Below are 22,858 nucleotides of genomic sequence, written 5' to 3'. Positions count from 1 at the left end.
CCCGAGAATGGGGGCATGGTTCCGTTTGAACTCCACGCCCCTTACCAACCAAAGGGAGATCAGCCCACGGCCATTGCCGGGCTGGTGCAGGGCGTTGATGGGGGCGAGCGCTACCAGACCCTGCTAGGCGCCACCGGCACCGGCAAGACCTTCACGATCGCTAACGTGATCGCCCAGACCGGGCGCCCTGCTTTGGTGCTGGCCCACAACAAAACCTTGGCGGCCCAGCTCTGCAATGAGCTGCGGGAGTTCTTCCCGAATAACGCTGTTGAATATTTCATTAGCTACTACGACTATTACCAGCCGGAGGCATATGTGGCTGTCTCCGACACCTACATCGCCAAAACAGCTTCGATAAACGAAGAGATCGATATGCTGCGCCACTCGGCGACCCGCTCGCTGTTTGAGCGCAACGATGTGATCGTGGTGGCCTCTATTAGTTGTATTTATGGTTTGGGTATCCCCAGTGAATATCTAAAGGCTGCAGTCAAGTTTAAGGTGGGCGAGACCCTGAATTTGCGAGGCTCTTTGCGGGAGTTGGTAAACAACCAGTATTCCCGCAACGACCTGGAGATTTCCCGCGGTCGTTTTCGGGTGCGGGGGGATGTGCTGGAGATCGGCCCTGCCTATGAAGACCGGCTGGTGCGGATTGAGCTCTTTGGTGATGAGGTGGAGGCGATCCGCTACGTGGATCCCACTACTGGGGAGATCCTGCAAAGCCTCGACACAATCAATATCTATCCGGCTAAGCACTTTGTGACGCCAAAGGAGCGGCTGGCGGACGCGATTTTGGCCATCCGCAATGAGATGCGTGAACGGCTCGATGTACTCAACGGTCAGGGGCGGCTCTTAGAGGCCCAACGGCTGGAGCAGCGCACCACCTATGACCTGGAGATGCTTGAGCAGGTGGGCTACTGCAATGGCGTGGAGAACTACGCCCGCCATTTGGCTGGCCGAGAGGCGGGCACGCCGCCGGAATGCCTGATCGACTATTTCCCTAAAGACTGGCTGCTGGTTGTGGATGAGAGCCACGTCACCTGCTCCCAGCTGCAGGCGATGTACAACGGCGACCAGTCGCGTAAGCAGGTGCTGATTGAGCACGGCTTCCGCCTCCCTAGTGCTGCCGACAACAGGCCGCTCAAGGGTTCGGAGTTCTGGGAGAAGGCCCAGCAGACGATCTTTGTGAGTGCCACTCCTGGTAACTGGGAGATGGAGCAGAGCAGTGGCCAGATTGTGCAGCAGGTGATCCGCCCCACCGGGGTGCTCGACCCGATTGTGGAGGTCCGTCCTAGTGAGGGTCAGGTGGATGACCTGCTCGGCGAGATCCGGGTGCGGGCGGAGAAAAACGAGCGAGTGCTTGTAACCACGCTCACTAAGCGCATGGCCGAAGATCTCACCGATTATCTGGCCGAAAATGGCGTGCGAGTGCGCTATTTGCACTCCGAGATTCATTCGATTGAGCGGATTGAGATCATCCAAGATCTCAGGAATGGTGAATACGACGTGCTGGTTGGCGTTAACCTCCTGCGGGAAGGATTGGACTTGCCCGAGGTATCGCTAGTGGCGATTCTTGATGCTGACAAGGAGGGCTTCCTGCGGGCCGAGCGCTCCTTGGTTCAGACCATTGGCCGGGCTGCCCGCCACATCGAGGGCAAGGCCATCCTCTACGCCGACAATCTCACCGATTCAATGGCTAAGGCCATCTCTGAAACCGAGCGCCGCCGCGCCATTCAGCATGCCTACAACGTTGAGCACGGCATCACCCCCACCCCTGCAGGCAAGCGGGCCGGCAATTCGATTCTCACCTTTCTGGAGATGTCACGGCGGCTCAACGACGACCAGCTGGAGGAGGCCACCGAGCAGGCCGAGCACAACAATGTGCCCCTGGATGCCCTGCCGGAGCTCATCCAGCAGCTTGAAGAGAAGATGAAGGGTGCCGCCAAGAACCTTGAATTTGAGGAGGCCGCCAACCTGCGCGACAAGATCAAAAATCTGCGCCAGAAGCTGGTGGGAAGGGCTTAATCAGGGGCCTCGGTCTTGACAGGTGACTCAGTTTCGCCAGGCGACTCAGTGCCCTCGGCCCGATGTTGCGCGATGCCACCCAGTGCAAATGCGGCGTGCACCGCCCGTAGAGCTGCTACCCCATCGGTTTCGGCTACGACGCAGCTGGTGCGGATCTCGCTGGTGGCGATCAGTTCAATGTTGATGCCTGCGTCGGCCAGGCAGCGGAACATGCGGGCCGCGGTGCCCGGGGTGAATGGCATGCCGGCCCCTACGGCGCTGATTCGGGCTATGGCGGGCCCCTCCTCGAAGCTGGAGCCGGGCCATTGGCGCAGTAGGGGCGCCAGGGTCTGTTGCGCCCGCGTCAGATCGTCGCGTTTGAGCACGAAGCTCATATCGCGGCTTGGCCCGACGTGGGTGCGCTCGGATTGCACGATTGCGTCGAGGCTGATGCTGGCGTCGGCCAGGGTGCGGCAGACGGCCGCGGCGGTGCCGGGGCGATCGGGCAGGCGCCTAACTGCGACCTGGGCTTGATCGCGGTCGAGGGCAACGCCGCGAACAGCCGGATCCCCCTGATGGCAGGGCCTGGGATTGCGGCGCAGCTGCTGATCAGGCAGCTCAAAGGCTTCGGCTGCGGCCCGCAGGGCCCGATCCGCCTGGTCTCCAGCCACCAGGCAGCTCACCTTCACCTCGCTGGTAGCAATCAGGCGCAAGTTGATGCCCGAGCGGGCCAGGGTGTCAAACAGCCGGGCAGCTACCCCTGGCCTGCCCATGATTCCGGCGCCCGAGATGCTCAGCTTGGCCAAGCCGGCTTCGGCGCTCAGCTGGGCGCCGCCATCGTTGAGGGTCGCGCCCATGGCGGCCAGCACCTCGCGGCACACCAGCTGGGCCCGGTCGCATTCAGTGGCGGCCAGGGTGAAGGCGATGTCGTTCGAGCTGCCCTCGTGGGTGGCTTGCACGATCAGATCCACGTTGAGACCGGCGGCACCGAGGGCCTCGAACAGCTGGGCTGCCACTCCGGGCCGGTCGGGCACGTGGGCGAGGGCCAGCACGGCTTGGTCTGTTTCGAGTTCGGCGCCATCCACTGGTTTGCCCAGCTCCAGACCTTCATGGCGAATCGGCCTGGGGGCGCCACTGGTGAGCAGGGTGCCGGTCTTCTCGCTCCAGCTGGAGCGCACCACTAGGGGCACGCCGTAGTTGCGGGCGATCTCCACCGCCCGCGGGTGCAGCACCGAAGCCCCCAGGCTGGCCAACTCGAGCATTTCATCGCAGCTCACCTGTGCCATCAGCTGGGCGTCGGCCACCTTGCGGGGGTCGGTGGTTAAGACCCCAGGAACATCCGTATAGATCTCGCAGGTATCAGCGCCCAGGGCTGCTGCCAGGGCCACCGCCGAGGTGTCGGAGCCACCGCGGCCCAAGGTGGTGATCTCGGGGGTGCCGCCAGCGCCACTGCTGGTGCCCTGGAAACCAGCCACCACCACCACCTGACCATCAGCGAGTAAGCGCCGCAGCCGTTCGGTGCGGATCTCCAGGATGCGGGCGCGGCCATGGGCCGATTCGGTGACGATGCCAGCCTGGGTGCCTGTCATCGACACTGACGGCACGCCCTCGGCGTGCAGTGCCATGGAAAGCAGAGCGATCGACACTTGCTCGCCGGTGGCTAGCAGCATGTCCATCTCCCGCTGGGGTGGGTTGCTGCTGATGGCGCGCGCTAGGCCGGTGAGCTGGTCGGTGGTGTGGCCCATCGCTGACACCACAATCACCAGCTCGTGGCCCTGCTCACGGCTGCGGGCGATGCGGCGGGCCACTGCCTGAATGCGCTCCACATCGGCCACCGAGGTGCCGCCAAACTTCTGAACCAGCAGGGCCATGGCGGGGTGCGGCGGTGAGCGTCAGTGAAAGAACGGCTAATTATCCGTCCTGGTTCCTGAGGGGTTGAGCAGGAAGCCGTCGCGGAAGGCATCGCCGGCTTCACTGCCCCGCTTGAGGGCAGCCTCCACTGAGAGCAGCTGGCTGAGCAGGCGCAGAAATACGGCGGGCTGGCGGCCGCGGATCTGCTTTCGCATCACGTAGATCCGTTTTGGATTGCCGATGCCGGCCGCTTTAGCGATCACGGCTACGTCGCTTTCACCTTGCTGGTCGAGCAGGGTGACCCAAAGCCAGCCGCGGATTTGGCTGCTGAGAGCGGCAACGATGCGCAGGGCCGGTTCGTTGGCCTCCAGCAGGGCATCGAGCCGGGCAATGGCGTCGGCTGGCTGGCCAGCCAGCAGGGCATCGCCCACGGCGAGGGAGCTGGTGGCCTGACCGCCCACCAGGGCTTGCACGGCGGCGAGGCTGATGGGATTGGCGTAAAGGCTGAGCTTTTCAAGCTCGCTGGCGAGGCGGGCGCTGTCGTTGCCGATGGCATCGGAGAGGGCTGCAGCTGCGGCTGGCTCGAGCTTCAGCCCCAGCTCCCGGGCCGTGCTGCTCACCAGCTCCACCTGGCCGGCGCCGTCCCAGATGGCTGGCAGGGCAAAGCTTTGCTCGCTGGCCTGGCCAGCCTTCACCAACTTCTGCAGGGCCTTGGTGGTGCGCAGCCGGGCATCCGGCTTGCCGGAACTCACCAGCACCAGATGGCAGCCATCCGCCACCTGGGCTAGGGCGGCCTCGAAACGCTCGGCCAGCTCAGCTGGGCACTGGCTGCAAAACGGACTGCGTTGCAGCACCACCATGCGGCTGCCGGCGCCAAAGGGCGGCGTGCGGGCCTCCTCGAGGGCCTGGGCCGCCTGGCCGGTGTCGTTGCCATCGAGGCGGCTGAGGTTGATGGTGGCCCAGCTGGGATCCACCTGCGCCTGCACCAGCGCCTCTACGGCACGGGTGCGGGCAGCTTCGTCGTCGCCCCAGAGCAGGTGAATGGGCATGGGTGGTGTGCGGGGCTCAGATCCGCAGGGCGCTGAGCACCGGATGCAGCCCAGTCTGGGCCAGGGCCGGATGGTCGGTGACTAGCACCACTGCGCCGGACTGGATGGCAGTGGCAAGTTCGATGGCGCAGCTGTCGTCGAGCTGGGGTTCCTGGCGGCGCAGACGCACGGCCGCAGCAGCGATGGCGCCATCGCTGGGGATCAGTTGCCAGTGGTGGGGATTCTCGAAGGCCTGGATGTAGCGCTGGGCCAGGGCCTCGTCGCCCCGGGCCAGGGGCCCCTCGAGCACTCGCATCAGGCTCAAGCTGCTAACAACCCCAATCCAATACCCAGCCCCTATTCCCTGCATCAGTGGCTCGAGGTGTTTGCCGGCGCCCTTGGCGTCTGCCAGAAAGGCCACCAGCGCGGTGGCATCGAGGGCGATTCGGGAGCCGTGGGCTAGCAGGCGGGGGTTGAAGGCCTCTGTGTGGGGCAGGTTCTGTACAGGTTGTACAAAAGCTGGCGGTGGTGGTGCTGGCCGGGCTGGTTGGCGTTGCTGGGGATCCCAGCAGCCCCTGCCGCTGCCTTGTAGGGCCATCAGGCTCTGGATTTGACGTTGGCGGAGCAGGGGATCAACCGGTGCCCGCCCTGCCAGCGGCACCAGGGCGGCCATGGGGGTGCGGTGGCGCTGGATCACGATTCGTTCGCCGGCCGCCGCTCGCTCCAGCAGTTCCGGTAGGCGGCGCCTGGCCGCTTCGACGCCCATGGTGGTGTCAGGCATGGGTGTGCACGAATCTGTACAGACCGTACATGCTGTACAACCTGTACAGAATTAAGGACAGCGCTGCTGGTGATTGATGCACCGCTCAGAAATGGGTCAACAGACATGGGTCATGAGAAATGGGTCATGAGAAATGGACCAAGAAAAATGAACAAAAAAAATGAATCGAACCATGAGTAATGCTGAAACTGCGGCCTTTCGCGGAGTGCCTTCCCTGGATCACCCGATTTTTTGCGAGAGCTTGCGGCTGATCCGGCAGTTGCCGGGCACGGCGGCGGCGCTGGCGGCGCTCAGCCCCCTGCAGCAGGACGTGTTGCTGCGCCTGATTCACAGCAGCGGCGATCCGGGCCTGGCGGCCGATCTGGTTTGCCCCGCGACCGCCTGTGGCGCCGGCTTGGCGGCCCTGGCTGCTGGGGCGCCAATCCTCACGGACACGGCAATGGCGGCCGCGGCGGTGGCGCCGATGGCGCGGCGCACCTTCGCCAATCAGGTGCGCCGCGTGCTCGATTGGGCCCCCGCCGCGGCCCCGGAGGGTTCCACGCGCACGGCGGCCGGGATGGCGGCGGCGCTGGCCGGGCAGGGTGAGCCAGGCGTGGTGTTGATCGGCAGCGCCCCCACGGCCCTGGAGGTGCTGCTGGAGCTGGTGGCATCAAAAGCGGTGCCGGCGCCGGCCCTGGTGATCGGCATGCCGGTGGGGTTTGTGGGGGTGGCCCAGAGCAAGCGTCACCTGGCTGACAGTGGCCTGGTGCATATGCGGCTCGAGGGCTCCAAAGGCGGAGCTGGACTGGTGGCAGCGGCCTGCAATGCCCTGCTGCGGGCTGCCTGGCTTCAGGCGGCGAGCGCCCCGTCTGGCCCGACTCCCGCCTCCTCTGGCTCCTGATTCACTCGCACGACGCTGTTGGATTCGATGCGGCCCAGCACCTGGCGGGCGCGCAGCACCACCGCGGCGGGTACGCCGGCCAGGCGGGCGGCCTCGATGCCGTAGCTGCGGCTGGCGCCCCCCGGGGCCACCCGGTGCAGGAACACCAGGGCGTCGCCGGTTTCCTGCACCAGCACCTGGGCGTTGGCCACGTTGGGTAGCTGGTCGGCTAGGGCATTGAGCTCGTGGTAGTGGGTGGCGAAGATCGAGCGGGCGCCGATGCCGCCGCCCTCGGCTGGGGTGGCCAGGTGCTCGGCCACGGCCCAGGCGATCGAGAGGCCGTCGAAGGTGGCGGTGCCGCGGCCGATCTCGTCGAGCAACACCAGGGAGCGCGGCGTGGCGTGGTGAAGAATGTTGGCCGTCTCGGCCATCTCCACCATGAAGGTGGACTGGCCGGCGGCCAGGTCGTCGCCGGCGCCGACGCGGGTGAAGATCCGATCGGCGATGCCCAGGCGCGCCGAAGCCGCTGGAATCCAACTGCCCATCTGGGCCATCAGCTGCAGCAGGCCGCTCTGGCGCAGGTAGCAGCTCTTGCCGCTGGCGTTGGGGCCGGTGAGGATGATCAGGTCGGGGCGGGGATCGGAGTCGGGGGCTGCCTCGGGGATGGCACCTAGCACCACGCTGTTGGCGGTGAAGGGCTCTTCCACCAGCAATTGCTCCACTACTGGGTGGCGGCCGGCTTCGATCTGCAGCAGGCGGGCCTCGGGACTGGCGGGGTCGGTGATTTCGGGACAGCAGTAGCCGCTGGTGGCGGCCACCTCGGCTAGGGCCCCGAGGGCGTCGAGCTCGGCCACCAGGCGCGCAGCTGTGCGGATGGCGGCAGCCTGCTCGCCGACCCGGGTGCGCAGGCCGCAGAACAGTTCGTATTCGCGCTGGGCGGCGCGGGCTTTGAGCTGCTGGATGGCGCCCTCGCGGTTGCGCAGGGCTGGGGTGACGAAGCGCTCCTCGTTGGCCAGGGTTTGGCGGCGGATCCAGTGCTGTGGCACCGCCGCCGCCTTGGCCTTGGACACCGCTAGGAAGTAGCCGAAGGTGCGGTGGTACTGGAGTTTGAGGCTGGCGAGGCCGCTGAGCCGGCGCTCCTCGGCTTCCTGCAGGGCCAGCCAGGCGTCCTGGTCGTCGAGTTGGTTGCGCAGCTCATCGAGGTCTGGATCAACGCCGTCGTGGATCAGGCCGCCCTCGGTGAGGGAGAGGGGCGGGGTGTCGAGCAGGGTGTGGCGCAGGTCGGCGGCGAGGGTGTCGAGCTCGGGCCAGGGGCGGGCCAGGGCCTGCAGGGGGGCGCTGCTGGCTTGGGCGAGCTGGCCAGCCAGCTGGGGCAGGCGCTCCAGTCCATCGGCCAGGGCCACCAGATCCCGGGCCGAGGCGCTGCCGGCGCCGGCCCGGCCCGCCAGGCGCTCCAGGTCGCCCATCGGGCGCAGCAGGCGGCGCAGGGCCAGCCGTAGGCCGCGATTGGCCACCAGCTCACTGACGCCGCCCTGACGCTCGAGGATCGCCGCGCGCTCCACCAGCGGCGCCTGCAACCAGCGGCGCAGGCAGCGGCCGCCCATGGCGGTGTGCGTGCGATCCAGCGCCCAGAGCAGGGAGCCGTGCACGCTGCCGCCCAGCTGGGTTTTGGTGAGCTCCAGGTTGCGGCGGGTGGCCGCATCGAGCACCAACTGGTCGCCCGCCTGCCAGGTGGTGGGCGGATCTAGGGGCACCCGGGCCTGGCTGGTGTCGTCGAGGTAAGCCACCAGGCCGCCCGCCGCGCGCAGGGCCAGCGGCGCTTCGCCGAGCCCCAGGCCATCGAGGCTGGCCAGGCCGAAGCGCTGCTTGAGGGTGGCGGATGCTTCCGGTGCCTCAAAGGGGGTGCGGGGCAGGGGCGTCAGCCGCAGGGCCTCGGGGCACCAGGTGGGGCTGGGGCTGGCGCTGGCACTGGCGGTGGGCCAGAGCACCTCGGCGGCCTCCACCTGCAGCAGCTCCTGGTGCAAGCCGGCGCTGCCGGCCCGCTCGGTGACCCGGAATTCACCGGTGCTGACATCGGCCACCGCCAGGCCCCAGCACGCGCCCTCCATCACCACGGCGCAAAGCCAGTTGTTGAGGCGGGCCGCCAGCAGGCCCTCTTCAAGCACGGTGCCGGGGGTTAGCACCCGGGTGATGCCGCGCTTGAGCAGTTCGCCTTTGGCCGGGGTGCTTTCCAGTTGGTCGCAGAGGGCGACGCTGAGGCCGCGGCGCACCAGCTCAGCGCAGTAGCGCTCGGCGGCATGGTGGGGAATGCCCGCCATCGGCACCCGACCGACCGCTTTGCCGCCCTCCTTGCCGGTGAGGGTGAGCTCCAGGAGGCGCGAGAGGGTGATGGCGTCTTCGAAGAAGCACTCGAAGAAGTCGCCGAGGCGGTAGAGCAGCACCCGATCGGGATGGGTGGCCTTGAGCTCCACGTAGTGACGCAGCATCGGCGTCAGCTGCTCGGCGCTCACCAGGCTGTGGTGGTGCCAGGGGGGCAGGTCGGAGTCGGGGCTTGAGCTTGCTGTGGTTGCCGCCGGTGGGGCAGCTGGGGCGGCTTGGCGCTGACGGCTGCGGGGCCGGGTTGGGCCGGGCTCGGGTGCGGGTTGGGGTTGAGGTTCCTCGGCCAGGCCCAGGGCGGCGGTGAGCGAAAGCTGTTGTTCGGCTTCCGCGGCCACGGCCCTTTCCTGGTGAGGTTGGATCGTAGGTCGACTTGCCGGTGGGCTTCATGTTGTGAAGCGGGGCCCCGGCTGACCTGGGTCTGCGTGTGAGAATCTCGCAACCGATCGGCGTGTAGCCGCTGCTAATCCATGCAGATCCTCAACACCCTCACCGTTTTGGCTCTGGTGGTGCTGTCGTTCGCCTTGATTGTGGCGGTGCCGGTGCTGTACGCCAGCAGCGAAGATTCAGGTCGCTCCAATCGCCTGATCCTGCTTGGCGGCCTCGCCTGGGTGGCCCTGGTGCTGCTCAACTGGGGCATGAGCATCTTTGTGGTCTGAAGCGTGGCGATTTTTGAAGGGCGGTTCACCGACACTGCTGGTCTGCGTATCGCGGTGGTGGTTGCCCGTTTCAATGACCTGGTTACCGGCAAGCTGCTGAGCGGCTGCCTCGACTGCCTCTCGCGCCACGGCGTTGACACCAGTGATGCCAGTGCCCAGCTGGATGTGGCCTGGGTGCCCGGCAGCTTTGAGATCCCCCTGGTGGCCCAGCGCTTGGCGGCCAGCGGTCGCTATCAGGTGGTTATCACCCTGGGTGCGGTGATTCGTGGCGACACCCCCCATTTCGATGTGGTGGTGGCCGAGGTGAGCAAAGGCGTGGCTGCCGTGGCCCGCGACACCGGCGTGCCGGTGATCTTCGGGGTGCTCACCACCGACACCTTGCAGCAGGCCCTAGAGCGGGCCGGCATCAAGAGCAATCTGGGCTGGAACTACGGCTTGCAGGCCCTAGAGATGGGCAGCTTGATGGCGGCTATTCCCGACTGAGAGTGCCGGGTAGTTGGTTTTGAGTTGGACGACTTTGCGATGGTGCGCCACCGCCGGCGCTATTCGCCTGGCATTGCCGCCCTGCCTCTTTTGTTGGAGCTCCATACGGGATCTGGCTGAGGCTGCTGGCGCGCTTTTTTATCCGGTTGAAACCCCTGAGCCCCCTGAAACTCCTTGTTTCACCAGTAGGGCCTGGGGGGCTGCGTCGCGGAAGCCCAGCTGCTCGTAGAAGCCGGCGCTGTTGGTGGTCATTAGGTAAACGCGCTCGACACCCCGCAGGGCCGGGGCGGTCAGCAGGGCCTCCACTACCCGGCGGCCGAGTCCCTGGCCGTGCAGGTCGCCGGCCACCACCACATCCCAGAGCACGGCGCGATAAACGCCGTCGCTGCTAGCTCGGCCGAATCCCACTAGGCGCTTGCCCTGCCACAGGCTCACCACCACGCTGCTGCTGGCGAGCAGCCTGCGCAGTTGGGTGTGGCTGCGCTCTTGGGCCCAGAAGGCGTGCTTGTTAAACAGGCGCTGCAACTTCCATAAGCCGCGGCTGGGCCGCAGGCCCGGGCCGAGGCCGAACCAGCGCAGGCCAGGGGCGCCAGGTGCGTGGATCAGGAGGCGCAGTGCTGCCATGGCAGCATTCTCCCAGCGGAGCGTTCCCTATGACCCGTAAGGGAATTATTTTGGCGGGAGGCAGCGGCACTCGGCTGCATCCGATCACGCAAGCGGTGAGTAAGCAGCTGCTGCCGGTGTACGACAAGCCGATGATCTATTACCCGCTCAGCACGTTGATGCTGGCTGGAATACGGGAGGTGCTGGTTATCAGTACGCCCCATGATTTGGCATCTTTTGAGCGTTTGCTGGGAGATGGCAGCGCTTGGGGCATGGAGATTCGCTATGCCGTTCAGCCGAGTCCGGATGGGTTGGCTCAGGCGTTTTTGATCGGCGCTGATTTTTTAAGTGGTGCGCCGGCGGCACTGGTGCTGGGCGACAACCTCTTCCACGGCCACGATTTGATTCCCCAACTGCAGGCCAGTAATGGCGGAGGGGCTGGAGCCACGGTGTTTGCCTATCCGGTGCGGGATCCCGAGCGCTACGGGGTGGTGGAGTTTGCGCCGGATGGTCAGGTGCTGAGCCTGGAAGAGAAGCCAGCGCAGCCCCGTTCGCGCTACGCGGTGACCGGCCTTTACTTCTATGACGATTCTGTGGTGGATCGAGCTCGCCAAATCCAGCCGTCGCCACGGGGAGAGCTGGAGATCACCGATCTCAATCGCCAATACTTAGAGGAGGGGTTGCTGCGGGTGGAGCTGATGGGCAGGGGTATGGCTTGGCTGGATACGGGCACCTGTGATTCGTTGCATGAGGCCGGCAGCTACATCCGCACCCTGGAGCACCGCCAGGGCCTGAAGGTGGGCTGCCCGGAGGAGGTGGCCTGGCGTCTGGGCTGGATCAGCGCTGAGCAGCTCGCCGGATTAGCGGGGCCGCTGCGCAAGAGTGGCTACGGCGACTATTTGCTGCAATTGCTGGAGACTTCAGATGCAGGTTGAGCAGCTGAGTACAGCCTCCGGTGTGGTGATTGAGGGTCCGCTGCTGATCACGCCCCAGATTTTTGGCGATGGGCGGGGCTTTTTCTATGAGAGTTGGAACCAGCGCCGCTTTGATGAAGCAGTGGGCTGCCCCACCACCTTTGTGCAGGACAACCATTCGCGCTCTTGCCGCGGGGTATTGCGCGGCCTGCACTACCAGCTGGAGCCAGAACCCCAGGGAAAACTGGTGCGCTGCCCGGTGGGTGTGATTTTTGATGTAGCGGTAGACCTGCGCCGCAGTTCCGCCACCTTTGGCCAGTGGGTGGGAGCGGAGCTCAGCGCTGACAATCAGCAGCAGCTGTGGGTGCCGGTGGGCTTTGGCCACGGCTTCCTAACCCTCAGCGAGAGCGCTGAGGTGCTCTACAAGGCGAGCGGCTACTGGAGCAAGAGCTGCGAGCGCTCCCTGCGCTGGAGCGATCCTGATCTCGCCATCGCCTGGCCCCTGGAAGGCATGGAACCGTTGCTGGCGCAGAAGGATGCTGATGCCCCTGAGCTTGCGGCAGTGATGGCGGCTGGGGAGGTATTTGCGTGAAGGTACTGCTCACCGGCGCTGCCGGCCAACTGGGTCAGGCGCTGCGCCAGCAGGTGCCTGCGGGAGTGGAGCTGATCGCCACCTGCCGCAGCGGTGGCAATGGTTTGCTGGCCCTGGATCTGGCTGATGCCGGCGCCTGTCGCGCAGCCATCCGTGATCACAGGCCCGATTGGGTGCTCAACGCCGGCGCCTACACGGCGGTGGACAAGGCCGAAAGCGAGCCAGAACTGGCCTTGGCGGTAAATGGCGGCGCCCCAAGGGCCTTTGCCGAGGCGCTGCTGGAAACGGGTGGACGCTTGCTGCAGGTGAGCACCGATTTTGTTTTTAATGGCAGCCAGGGCAGCCCCTATCGCCTGGAGCAAAAGCGCGATCCCCTTGGGGTTTATGGCTGTAGCAAGGCCGCTGGCGAGGAAGCGGTGGAGCAGCTGCTGGGCCCCGCTGCTGGCGGCGTAGGGGCAGGGCGGGGAGTGATTTTGCGCACCAGCTGGGTGATGGGGCCGGTGGGCAAGAACTTTGCCCTCACCATGCTGCGGCTGCACCGGGAGCGCCAGCAGATCGGCGTGGTGGAAGACCAGGTGGGTTGCCCCACCAGCACCCATACCCTGGCGGCGGCTTGCTGGCGGGTGATAAGCGCTGGCATGAGCGAGCCGGTGCTGCATTGGAGCGATGCGGGAGCCGCTAGCTGGTTTGACGTGGCTGTGGCAGTGGGCGAGTTGGCTCAGGAGCTGGGGCTCTTGGAGCAGCCTGCTCTTGTGAATCCGCTCACTACGGCGGAATATCCACTGCCGGCTAAGCGGCCCAGTTACTCGCTGCTGGATTGTTCAGGCAGCAGGCGGCTGCTGGAGCTTGCTCCCACGCCTTGGCGGCAGGCGCTGCGTCAACTTCTCGTAACCCTCCTATGACCAACCCACCCGACGTTTCAGCGCTCCTGGCCGGCCGCCGCCGCATCCTGGTGACCGGTGGGGCCGGCTTTATCGGCGGGGCGGTGGTGCGCCGGCTGCTGAGCGAAAGCGAGGCGCTGGTGTTCAATCTCGATAAATGTGGCTACGCCAGCGACCTCACCAGTATCGAGGCGCTGCCGCAGGCGGAGGCACGCCACCAACTCCTCAAGGTGGACCTCACCGATGCGGCGGCTACAGCAGCGGCGGTGCAGCAGGCCGATCCCGACCTGGTGCTGCACCTGGCGGCCGAGAGCCATGTGGACCGCTCGATCGAGGGGCCGGGGGCCTTTATCGAGAGCAATGTGAGCGGCACCTTTCAGCTGCTGCAGGCGGTGCGGGCCCACTGGGAAGGTCTGAGCGCTGAGCGCAAGGCGGGTTTTCGTTTTCATCACATCAGCACCGATGAGGTGTTCGGCTCGCTGGGGGCTACGGGGCGCTTCTCGGAGAGCACCCCTTACGACCCACGCAGTCCCTATTCAGCGAGCAAGGCGGCCAGTGATCACCTGGTGAGCGCCTGGCACCACACCTATGGCCTGCCGGTGGTGCTCACCAACTGCAGCAACAACTACGGCCCCTGGCAATTTCCCGAGAAGTTGATTCCGGTGGTGATCCTCAAGGCAGCGGCTGGCGAGCCGATTCCGCTTTATGGCGATGGCGCCAACGTGCGCGACTGGCTCTATGTGGAAGACCACGTGGATGCGCTGCTGCTGGCGGCAACCCAGGGGCAGCTGGGCCGCAGCTACTGCGTGGGAGGCCATGGGGAGCGCACGAACAAAGAGGTGGTGGAAGCGATCTGCAACGCGCTCGATGAGCTGCGCCCGGCCGGCGCCCCCCACGCGCGTCTGATCACACCGGTGACGGATCGCCCTGGTCACGACCGGCGGTACGCGATTGATCCAACCCGGATCAGCAACGAGCTGGGCTGGCAGCCGCGCCACAGCTTTGAGGAGGGTTTGGCAGCAACGGTGCGCTGGTATCTGGAGCACCACAGCTGGTGTGGGGCTGTGCGCGAGCAATGCGGTTATAGCGGTGCTCGCCTGGGCCTTATTTCTGGTGGCTGATCACGGTTCAGCGGTGTTGGCCTTCTGTGCTTCTCAGTAGGCTGACTGCAGCGCTGATTAGCTTTCTCCATGCTCAAGCTCCTGCTGGGTGACCCCAATGCCCGCAAGCTGAAGCGTTACCAGCCGATCGTTTCCGACATCAACCTGCTCGAGGAGGAGATTGCCCCCCTCTCCGACGATGAGCTGCGCGGCCTTACGGGTGAGTTCCGTCAGAAGTTGGAGCAGGTGGCTGGCAATGCCGCCAAGGAGCGGGCCCTGCTTGATGAGCTGCTGCCCCAGGCCTTTGCCGTGGTGCGTGAGGCGGGCAAGCGGGTGCTGGGCATGCGCCACTTCGATGTGCAGCTGATCGGCGGCATGGTGCTGCACGACGGCCAGATCGCCGAGATGAAGACCGGCGAGGGCAAAACCCTGGTGGCCACCCTGCCCGCCTACCTCAACGCCCTCACCGGTCGGGGCGTGCACGTGGTGACGGTGAACGACTACCTGGCCCGCCGCGACGCCGAGTGGATGGGTCAGGTGCACCGCTTCTTAGGGCTATCGGTGGGCCTGATCCAGCAGGAGATGGCGCCAGCAGCCCGCCGGGCCAACTACGCCTGCGACATCACCTACGCCACCAACAGCGAGCTGGGCTTCGACTACCTGCGCGACAACATGGCCAGCGACATCGCCGAGGTGGTGCAGCGCCAGCCCAACTACTGCGTGATCGATGAGGTCGATTCGATCCTGATCGATGAGGCCCGCACGCCGCTGATCATCTCCGGCCAGATCGAGCGCCCCCAGGAGAAATATCGCCGGGCCGCCGAGGTGGCTGAGCTGCTGGAGCGTTCAGCCGAGCTGGGTAAAGACGGCATCGACCCTGAGGGTGACTACGAGGTCGACGAGAAGCAGCGCAATGTGACCCTCACCGACGAGGGCTACGCCAAGGCCGAGCAGCAGCTTGGCGTGAGCGATCTCTTCAACCCAGAAGACCCTTGGGCCCACTTCATTGGCAATGCCCTCAAGGCCAAGGAGATGTTTGCCCGAGACGTGAACTACATAGTGCGTAACGGCGATGCGGTGATCGTTGATGAATTCACCGGCCGGGTGATGCCGGGGCGGCGCTGGAGCGACGGCTTGCACCAGGCGATTGAGGCCAAAGAGCAGCTGGAGATCCAGCCCGAAACCCAAACCCTCGCCTCAATCACCTACCAAAACTTCTTCCTGCTCTACCCGCGCTTGGCCGGCATGACCGGTACCGCCAAAACCGAAGAGGTGGAATTCGAGAAAACTTACAAGCTCGAAGTGGCAATCGTGCCCACCAACCGGGTGCGCTCCCGCTCCGACTGGACCGACCAGGTGTACAAAACCGAAACGGCCAAGTGGCGCGCCGTGGCCCTGGAAACCGCCGAGGTGCATAAGGGCGGCCGGCCGGTGCTGGTGGGCACCACCAGCGTGGAGAAATCGGAGCTACTCAGTGCCCTGCTGGCCGAGCAAGACATCCCCCACAACCTGCTCAACGCCAAGCCCGAAAACGTGGAACGGGAGGCCGAGATCGTGGCCCAAGCAGGCCGGGCCGGTGCCGTAACCATCGCCACCAACATGGCGGGCCGTGGCACCGACATCATCCTGGGCGGCAACAGCGATTACATGGCCCGCCTCAAGTTGCGCGAGGTGCTGCTGCCCAAGTTGGTGCGCCCTGAAAACGAGCACAGGCCCATCCCCTCAGCCAAAGCTGCCCGTGAGGCTCGCAGTTTGGGGAGCCTCTATCCCTGCAGCCTCAGCGAAACCAGCGAGCAAGAGCTGGTCACCCTCGCCAAATCCCTCGTGAATGCCTGGGGCGACCGGCAGCTCACCCTGCTCGAGTTGGAAGACCGCATTGCCCAGGCAGCTGAAAAGGCCCCCAGCGAGGACCCCCAGATCCAGGCTCTGCGCGACTGCATCGCCCAGGTGAAGGCTGAATACGACGCCGTGGTCAAGCAGGACGAGCAGCAGGTGCGCGAGGCCGGTGGCTTGCACGTGATCGGCACCGAGCGCCACGAATCCCGCCGCGTTGACAACCAGCTGCGCGGCCGCGCCGGCCGTCAGGGTGACCCGGGCTCCACCCGCTTCTTTCTGTCGCTTGAAGACAATCTGCTGCGCATCTTTGGCGGCGACCGAGTGGCCGGCCTGATGAATGCCTTCCGGGTGGAGGAAGACATGCCGATTGAATCGGGCATGCTCACCCGCTCGCTGGAAGGGGCCCAAAAGAAGGTCGAAACCTACTACTACGACATCCGCAAGCAGGTATTCGAGTACGACGAGGTAATGAACAACCAGCGTAAAGCCGTTTATACTGAGCGGCGCCGAGTGCTCGAAGGCCGGGAGCTAAAGGCCCAGGTGATCGGCTACGGCGAGCGAACCGTAGAAGACATCGTGGAGGCCTACGTCAATCCCGAGCTGCCGCCGGAGGAGTGGGACCTCACCCGCCTGGTGGAGAAAACAAAGGAGTTTATTTATATCCTGGAAGATCTCACCGCAGACCAGCTCCAGGGTTTAGGGGTAGAGGAGCTAAAGGCCTTCCTGCAGGAGCAGCTGCGCAACGCCTACGACATCAAGGAGGGCCAAGTTGAGCAGCAGCGCCCTGGCCTGATGCGGGAAGCGGAGCGCTACTTCATTCTCCAGCAGATCGACACCCTCTGGCGTGAGCACTTACAAGCAATGGATGCCCTGCGCGAGTCGGTGGGTCTGCGCGGCTATGGCCAGAAAGATCCCCTAATTGAATATAAAAATGAGGGCTACGATATGTTCCTCGAGATGATGACCCAGATGCGCCGTAACGTGATCTACTCGATGTTCATGTTCCAGCCGGCGCCGGCACCCCAGGGGGCGACTGCTTAATCGCAGCTGCCCCTGAGTTCAGCTGGTGATGCCAGGGTTGTCTCCCAAGAACTCCAGGATTTCGCGGTCTTTGAGGTTTTGAGCGGCCCCGGTGCAGGGCTCCAGCAGGGGGCGGCCGGCGGCCAGCTCCCGCAGGCAGCCCTGGGTGCGGGCTAGTTCCATTTCCAACACGTCGATGCGCTCCATCAGGTTGCGGATCACATTCGCTTCCGTGTCGGGCAGGGCTGAGTGGGCTAGGGGGTCGATGCGTACCCCGCTCTGATGGATCACCCGGCCCGGGATGCCCACCACCGTGCTGTCGGCTGCCACATCGCGCAGCAGCACCGAGCCGGCGCCGATGCGGGTGTTGGCGCCCACGGTGATGGCACCCAGCACCTTGGCGCCGGCGCCTACCACTACGTTCTCGAGCAGGGTCGGGTGGCGCTTGCCGTGGGCTTTGCCGGTGCCCCCCAGGGTTACGCCCTGATAAAGCAGGCAGCGATCCCCGATTACGGCTGTTTCGCCCACCACTACCCCCATGCCGTGGTCGATGAACACGCCGTGGCCGATCCGGGCGCCGGGGTGGATTTCAACTCCGGTTGCCAACCGCCCCACCTGGCTCAGCAGCCGCGCTACCAGGGGCAAGGGCGGCAGTTGCCGCCCCCAGAGCCAATGGCTGAAACGGTGCAGGGTCAGGGCGTGCAGGCCCGGGTAGCAGAGCAGGATTTCCAGCGTGCCTCGGGCCGCAGGATCTCGCTGCTTGATGATTGCCAGGTCGGCCTGCAGTGCCTTGAGCATTGAGCCATCCTGCCGGAGCCAGGGGCGCCTGGCTGGGGTTTGCCCAGCGTTTGACCGAGGGGCACCCTGTCATGCATGATCTTCAAACCGGCAACGCCGGTAATTGCGGATGTAGCTCAGTGGTAGAGCATCTCCTTGCCAAGGAGAGGGTCGAGAGTTCGAATCTCTTCATCCGCTTGAATTAACTGGTCCTTTGGTTCACTGAGCCAGTAGGCCGATTTCTTTGCGCAGGCCGTCGATGGTGGCGGTGCCTAGGTAGCTCTGGGCGCAGTGCACTACCGGCATCCGTATTAGTTGGGCCCTGTTTTGGCGCAGGCTCTGCTCCACCAGAGGCAGGCTGGGGCGGTCGCAGAGCACGTGGCTGGCGGCCCGCAGCAGGGCCAGCAGGCGGCTGCCGGTGTCGGGGTTGGCGGTCATCACCAGCAGCTCGTTGCCGCGCATGCTGTGCAGGATCACCTCGGCGGCCCTCAGGATGCCTGGGCTGATGCTCACCAAGCCCACGCAGCTGCCCTGGCGCAACTCCTTGAGCAGGTCGAGCTCGTGGCGAAAATCGTTGAGATCAACGGCCACCGCCCGCACGCCGTGCTGCTTGGCAATCTCCTCCACCGGCTGTAGGAAGTAGCGGCTGGTGACCACCGTGCCGTTGTTGGATTCGGTGAGCACCGCCGCCAGCTCCTCCATCGGCACCACCTCCACCGGCACCTCCAGGCTGGGGCTGAGCTCCTCGGCGATCAGCATCGATGCGCCGATGTCCTCGCGGGGGGTGCTGACCAGCACCCGGGCGCCGCAGCGCAGGCGCCAGTCGATCTCGCGGGTGAGCAGGTCGCGGCCCTGCTGCAGGGTGCAGCCGGCATTGAGTAGGCCATCGACGCTTTGGCGCACCTGACGGTCGATGTCCGGTAGGGGCCTGCCCCTGGGGCCCGGCGGCGGCTTGATTTCCCGCGGCTTTTGCTGGTCGCGCACATAGATGCCAGACCCAGCCATCGCCTCAACGACGCCGTCGGTTTCCAGCTGGCGATACACCTTGCTGATCGTGTTGCGGTGCAGGCCTGTTTGCATCGCCAGCTGCCTGGTGCTGGGCAATCGGTGCCCCGGCGGGTAGTGGCGGGCCGCAATGGCGAAGCAGATCTGGTTGTAGAGCTGCGTCGACGCCGGGATGTCGCTTTCCTGCTGGATGTGGAATCGCACGCCGGGGTTGGGCCAATTGGGCTGGTGGCCACCATAAAGAGGCTTGGCCCTGGGGACAATCCCCCTGTTGGCATAAGCGCGTGTGCCGGTTGGGGGAGTGCGGCTGCTCTGGCTGGTTTGAGTGGTGTGCGTAAGAAAAGTTCCTGAATTCTGTACGGCCTGTACAAAACTCTGGACACAAGCTCAATGCCCCAGCGCTTCCGCTTTTTCTGCCCGCAGGTTTAGCTGGCTGTTTCGGCTGCGGCTGCGGCCTTGCTGTTGCCCTTTGGAGCGGCGGCCTTGCGGGGGCTCAGGAACATGATCATGTTGCGGCCTTCCCGCTTGGGGGGCTGCTGGATCTCGGCGTTGTCCTCGAGGTCCTTGGCCATGCGGTAAAGCAGCACTTCAGCCAGGGCTGTGTGCTGGATTTCGCGGCCGCGGAAGATCACGGTGCACTTCACCTTGTCGCCGTCCTTAAGGAAGCGCTGCGCCTGACCGATCCGCACTTGATAGTCGTGCGAGTCGATCTTGTAGCGCATCTTCACCTCTTTTACTTCCGTCTGATGCGACTTCTTCTTGGCTTCTTTGGCCTTCTTTTCCTGTTCAAACTTGTATTTGCCGTAATCCATGATCCGGCACACCGGCGGATCGGCCTTCTCGCTCACCAACACCAGGTCGAGCTCGCGGTCCTTGGCCACTTCAAGGGCCTCCTCGCGGGTGATCACCCCCAGTTGACTGCCATCGGCATCCACCACCCGCAGGTTGGGGTAGCTGATGCGGTCGTTGATGTTGGGCAGCTCCCGCACGGGAGCACGGCGGTCAAAACGGGGACGTGGAGGCATTCAGGGGTGTGAAGGATCGCGAAATCGCTAACGCTTCACCCTAGTCCGCGCTCGACCACTTGCAACGCCTGAGCCAACTGCCCCTCGGTGCTGCGCTCTTCCAGCCAGATCGGCGCATGGCGCCGCCTAAACCAGGTGCGTTGCCGTTTGGCGAATTGGCGGGTGCGCTGCTCGCAAAGGGCGATCGATTCAGTTTCGCTGAGCTCGCCGGCCAGCTGCCGCCTCGCTTCGCCATAGCCGATGGTGTTGAGCAGGGGCAGCCCAGCCCCGTAGCGCTTGATCAGCGCTTCGGTTTCAGCTACCAGCCCCGCAGCAAATAGGCCCCGGGTACGGCTGGCAATGCGGGCTGTTAGGTCGGTCGGGTTTAGGCCCAGCTCCAGCACCCGCCAGGGCGGCGGCGTGGCCCCCTGCTGGCTGGAGAGGGGCCGCCCTGTGGCATAGAGCACCTCCATGGCCCTTTGGGTGCGCACGGCATCGGCGGGGGCGATGCGGGCGGCGGCCACCGGATCGCCCTGGCGCAGCAGCTGGTGGCAGAGGGGCTGGCCGAGGGCTGCCAGCTGGGCGCGCAGCTGGGGTTGGGGTGGCACCGCTGGGGGCTCCAGCCCCTGGGTGAGGGCCTGAAGGTAGAGGCCGCTGCCGCCAGCCAGCAGGGCCAGGGGCTTGCGGGCAAGTTCGGCCTTGAGCTGGTCCTCGGCGATGGCCCGAAACTCCTGCAGGTTCATCGGCTGGTCGGGATCGCGCAGATCCAGCAACTCGTGGCGCGCCTGCCCCCGCTGGGCGGCCGTGGGCTTGGCGGTGCCCACGTCCATCTGGCGGTAGAGCTGGCGCGAATCCACGTTGAGCACCGCTAGATCCAGGGTCTGAGCCAGGGCGATCGCCAGGTCTGTTTTGCCGCTGGCCGTTGGACCCAGCAAGACGATGACGAGCGGTTGGCCTGCGGACTCAGTGGGGCTCATGGGTCCACCTTGCCAGGGGGTGTCAGCCCGGGTTGGCGGTGGTAAATTGCTTATTGCAAAAGGGCTTTTGGGCTCGTTTGCGCCTTACTTGCCCCGGGATTTCGCCGTCCTGTGCCGAATCCCTGGGGAGACCTTCCTGCATGAGCGCTGAAAGCCAAGCTTCCACAAAAATTCAGGCCGCCTATGGCGCCGAGCAGATCCAGGTTCTGGAGGGCCTGGAGCCGGTTCGCAAACGGCCTGGCATGTACATCGGCTCCACCGGCCCCCGAGGCCTGCACCATTTGGTGTACGAGGTGGTCGACAACGCAGTGGATGAGGCCCTAGCCGGCCATTGCGACCAGATTCTGGCGGTGCTCAACGACGACGGCTCTTGCGCCGTCACCGACAACGGCCGCGGCATCCCCACAGATATCCACCCGCGCACCGGTAAGAGCGCCCTTGAAACCGTGCTCACGGTGTTGCACGCCGGCGGCAAGTTTGGTTCCGGTGGCTACAAGGTTTCTGGCGGCCTGCACGGCGTTGGTGTTTCGGTGGTCAATGCCCTCTCAGAGTGGGTGGAGGTCACGGTTTACCGCCAAGACCAGGTGCACACCCAGCGCTTTGAACGCGGTGCTCCGATCGGCATCCTGCAATCAGCCGCTGGTGAGAAGGGCCGCACCGGAACATCGGTGTGCTTCAAGCCCGATATCGAGATTTTCTCGACCGGCATTGAGTTCGACTACCAAACTCTCTCTTCGCGTTTGCGCGAGCTGGCCTACCTTAATGGTGGGGTGCGGATTGTCTTCCGTGACGACCGCGCCGCGGCCCGCAATGCCGCTGGCGAAGCTCACGAAGAGATCTATTTCTACGAAGGCGGCATCAAGGAATACGTCGCCTATATGAATAAGGAGAAGGATCCTCTCCACCCCGAAATCATCTACGTCAACCGCGAAAAGGACGGCGTACAGGTGGAAGCGGCACTGCAGTGGTGCGTGGATGCCTACTCAGACAGCATTCTTGGCTTTGCCAACAACATCCGCACCGTCGATGGTGGCACCCACATCGAGGGCCTCAAAACTGTGCTTACCCGCACCCTCAACACCTTTGCCAAAAAGCGCGGCAAGCGCAAGGATGCCGATACCAATCTGGCTGGCGAAAACATCCGCGAGGGCCTCACCGCGGTGCTTTCGGTGAAGGTGCCCGACCCGGAATTTGAGGGTCAGACCAAAACCAAGCTGGGCAATACGGAAGTTCGCGGCATTGTTGACACCCTTGTGGGTGAAGCCCTCAGCGAATATCTTGAATTCAATCCCTCGGTGATCGATCTGATCCTCGAGAAGGCGATTCAGGCCTTTAATGCTGCTGAGGCTGCTCGCCGCGCTCGCGAGCTGGTGCGCCGCAAGAGTGTGCTCGAGAGCTCCACCCTGCCTGGCAAGTTGGCAGATTGCTCCTCCCGCGACCCGGCCGAGTCTGAGATCTACATCGTGGAGGGGGATTCAGCTGGTGGCTCTGCTAAGCAGGGGCGCGACCGTCGCTTCCAAGCGATCCTGCCATTGCGGGGCAAAATTCTCAATATCGAGAAAACAGACGACGCCAAGATCTATAAAAATACCGAGATTCAGGCGCTGATTACAGGATTAGGCCTGGGGATCAAGGGCGAAGAATTTGACGAGAAAAATCTGCGCTACCACCGGATCGTGATCATGACCGACGCCGACGTCGACGGCGCCCACATCCGTACCCTGATCCTCACCTTCTTCTTCCGTTATCAGCGGGCACTAGTTGAAGGCGGCTACATCTACATTGCCTGCCCACCTCTCTATAAAGTGGAGCGCGGCAAAAACCACACTTACTGCTACAACGAAGACGATCTCAAGACAACGATCGCATCATTTGGTGAAAAGGCGAATTACACGATCCAGCGTTTCAAGGGCTTGGGTGAAATGATGCCCAAGCAGTTATGGGAAACCACCATGGATCCCACCACTCGCATGATGAAGCGAGTCGAGATTGAAGATGCTCTCGAAGCCGATCGCATCTTCACAATCCTGATGGGCGACAAAGTTGCCCCGCGCCGGGAATTCATCGAGGCTCATAGCGCCACCCTCGATCTAGCTCAGCTCGACATTTGA

Annotated in this window: 19 protein-coding genes and 1 tRNA gene; 11 read left to right on the top strand and 9 right to left on the bottom strand. The window is 64.6% G+C overall.

All coding sequences use genetic code 11. The annotated features are described in order from the left end of the window. The first annotated feature begins 15 nt into the window (after nt 1-15). Entirely contained in the window at nt 16-2,022 is a 2,007-nt protein-coding gene (gene uvrB / locus KBY75_RS00720) for an excinuclease ABC subunit UvrB (protein WP_255022582.1), read from the top strand. Here uvrB and KBY75_RS00715 read toward each other — a convergent pair. Genes KBY75_RS00715 through KBY75_RS00705 form a run of 3 tightly spaced genes read right to left on the bottom strand, consistent with a single transcriptional unit; the run spans nt 2,019 to nt 5,661 of the window. Continuing rightward, a complete protein-coding gene (locus KBY75_RS00715) occupies nt 2,019-3,872 on the bottom strand; it encodes an aspartate kinase (RefSeq protein ID WP_255022581.1) in 1,854 nt (617 codons plus the stop codon). The two genes, uvrB and KBY75_RS00715, sit on opposite strands and share 4 nt — an antisense overlap. Before the next feature lie 36 nt (nt 3,873-3,908). Then, the gene (gene holA / locus KBY75_RS00710; RefSeq protein ID WP_254935259.1) at nt 3,909-4,901 is read right to left on the bottom strand and encodes a DNA polymerase III subunit delta; all 993 of its coding nucleotides are present in this window, start codon (nt 4,899-4,901) and stop codon (nt 3,909-3,911) included. Nucleotides 4,902-4,917: 16 nt separating this feature from the next. Further along, entirely contained in the window at nt 4,918-5,661 is a 744-nt protein-coding gene (locus KBY75_RS00705; RefSeq protein ID WP_255022580.1) for a hypothetical protein, read from the bottom strand. Between the two features lie 172 nt (nt 5,662-5,833). Between KBY75_RS00705 and KBY75_RS00700 the strand changes: the two genes are divergently transcribed. Beyond that, nucleotides 5,834-6,541 carry a precorrin-8X methylmutase gene (locus KBY75_RS00700; RefSeq protein WP_255022579.1) on the top strand — a complete coding sequence of 236 codons (708 nt, stop codon included), beginning with the start codon at nt 5,834-5,836 and terminating at the stop codon, nt 6,539-6,541. On the opposite strand, the gene mutS is transcribed toward KBY75_RS00700, so the two are convergent. Further along, on the bottom strand, nt 6,490-9,192 hold the full coding sequence (gene mutS / locus KBY75_RS00695; RefSeq protein WP_261347139.1) for a DNA mismatch repair protein MutS: 2,703 nt from the start codon (nt 9,190-9,192) through the stop codon (nt 6,490-6,492). The two genes, KBY75_RS00700 and mutS, sit on opposite strands and share 52 nt — an antisense overlap. Nucleotides 9,193-9,366: 174 nt before the next feature. Between mutS and psbZ the strand changes: the two genes are divergently transcribed. Beyond that, nucleotides 9,367-9,555, top strand: a complete 189-nt coding sequence (gene psbZ, locus KBY75_RS00690; RefSeq protein ID WP_106632462.1) for a photosystem II reaction center protein PsbZ — start codon at nt 9,367-9,369, stop codon at nt 9,553-9,555. 3 nt (nt 9,556-9,558) lie between these two features. Next, nucleotides 9,559-10,038, top strand: a complete 480-nt coding sequence (ribH, locus tag KBY75_RS00685; RefSeq protein WP_254935255.1) for a 6,7-dimethyl-8-ribityllumazine synthase — start codon at nt 9,559-9,561, stop codon at nt 10,036-10,038. A gap of 138 nt (nt 10,039-10,176) precedes the next feature. Here the strand turns inward: ribH and KBY75_RS00680 are convergent, their stop codons facing one another. Beyond that, on the bottom strand, nt 10,177-10,662 hold the full coding sequence (locus KBY75_RS00680; protein ID WP_255022577.1) for a GNAT family N-acetyltransferase: 486 nt from the start codon (nt 10,660-10,662) through the stop codon (nt 10,177-10,179). Between the two features lie 29 nt (nt 10,663-10,691). Here KBY75_RS00680 and rfbA point away from each other — a divergent pair, with 29 nt between their 5' ends. From rfbA to secA, 5 genes are all read left to right on the top strand, one after another. After that, the gene (gene rfbA / locus KBY75_RS00675) at nt 10,692-11,576 is read left to right on the top strand and encodes a glucose-1-phosphate thymidylyltransferase RfbA (protein ID WP_255022576.1); all 885 of its coding nucleotides are present in this window, start codon (nt 10,692-10,694) and stop codon (nt 11,574-11,576) included. Beyond that, nucleotides 11,566-12,147: a dTDP-4-dehydrorhamnose 3,5-epimerase gene (rfbC, locus tag KBY75_RS00670; RefSeq protein ID WP_255022575.1), complete on the top strand. Its 582-nt coding sequence runs from the start codon at nt 11,566-11,568 to the stop codon at nt 12,145-12,147. The genes rfbA and rfbC overlap by 11 nt, the downstream gene beginning before the upstream one ends. Further along, nucleotides 12,144-13,049 carry a dTDP-4-dehydrorhamnose reductase gene (rfbD, locus tag KBY75_RS00665; RefSeq protein WP_255022574.1) on the top strand — a complete coding sequence of 302 codons (906 nt, stop codon included), beginning with the start codon at nt 12,144-12,146 and terminating at the stop codon, nt 13,047-13,049. Before rfbC ends, rfbD begins: the two co-directional genes overlap by 4 nt. Further along, the gene (rfbB, locus tag KBY75_RS00660) at nt 13,046-14,149 is read left to right on the top strand and encodes a dTDP-glucose 4,6-dehydratase (RefSeq protein WP_255022573.1); all 1,104 of its coding nucleotides are present in this window, start codon (nt 13,046-13,048) and stop codon (nt 14,147-14,149) included. Before rfbD ends, rfbB begins: the two co-directional genes overlap by 4 nt. Nucleotides 14,150-14,218: 69 nt before the next feature. Next, complete coding sequence (secA, locus tag KBY75_RS00655) at nt 14,219-17,005, top strand: preprotein translocase subunit SecA (protein ID WP_255022572.1); 2,787 nt, start codon at nt 14,219-14,221, stop codon at nt 17,003-17,005. Between the two features lie 18 nt (nt 17,006-17,023). On the opposite strand, the gene cysE is transcribed toward secA, so the two are convergent. Next, nucleotides 17,024-17,782: a serine O-acetyltransferase gene (gene cysE, locus KBY75_RS00650; protein ID WP_396097730.1), complete on the bottom strand. Its 759-nt coding sequence runs from the start codon at nt 17,780-17,782 to the stop codon at nt 17,024-17,026. A 105-nt stretch (nt 17,783-17,887) separates the two neighbouring features. On the opposite strand from cysE, the gene KBY75_RS00645 reads away from it, so the two are divergent. After that, nucleotides 17,888-17,959: transfer RNA gene (locus KBY75_RS00645), tRNA-Gly, on the top strand. A 21-nt stretch (nt 17,960-17,980) separates the two neighbouring features. Here the strand turns inward: KBY75_RS00645 and KBY75_RS00640 are convergent. The 3 genes from KBY75_RS00640 to miaA form a co-directional block, all read right to left on the bottom strand. Then, nucleotides 17,981-18,970, bottom strand: coding sequence for a GntR family transcriptional regulator (locus KBY75_RS00640; RefSeq protein WP_254935248.1), 990 nt, complete (start codon nt 18,968-18,970; stop codon nt 17,981-17,983). Between the two features lie 221 nt (nt 18,971-19,191). Further along, entirely contained in the window at nt 19,192-19,791 is a 600-nt protein-coding gene (gene infC, locus KBY75_RS00635) for a translation initiation factor IF-3 (protein WP_254935247.1), read from the bottom strand. 35 nt (nt 19,792-19,826) lie between these two features. Beyond that, nucleotides 19,827-20,747 carry a tRNA (adenosine(37)-N6)-dimethylallyltransferase MiaA gene (miaA, locus tag KBY75_RS00630; protein WP_255022571.1) on the bottom strand — a complete coding sequence of 307 codons (921 nt, stop codon included), beginning with the start codon at nt 20,745-20,747 and terminating at the stop codon, nt 19,827-19,829. Between the two features lie 140 nt (nt 20,748-20,887). On the opposite strand from miaA, the gene gyrB reads away from it, so the two are divergent. Continuing rightward, entirely contained in the window at nt 20,888-22,858 is a 1,971-nt protein-coding gene (gene gyrB, locus KBY75_RS00625; RefSeq protein ID WP_254935245.1) for a DNA topoisomerase (ATP-hydrolyzing) subunit B, read from the top strand.

This window comes from Cyanobium sp. T1G-Tous (assembly GCF_024345455.1).
GTDB lineage: Bacteria > Cyanobacteriota > Cyanobacteriia > PCC-6307 > Cyanobiaceae > Cyanobium_A.
The sequence above is the reverse complement of the archived record's forward strand: the minus strand, read 5'-3'. Positions and strand labels throughout refer to the sequence as shown.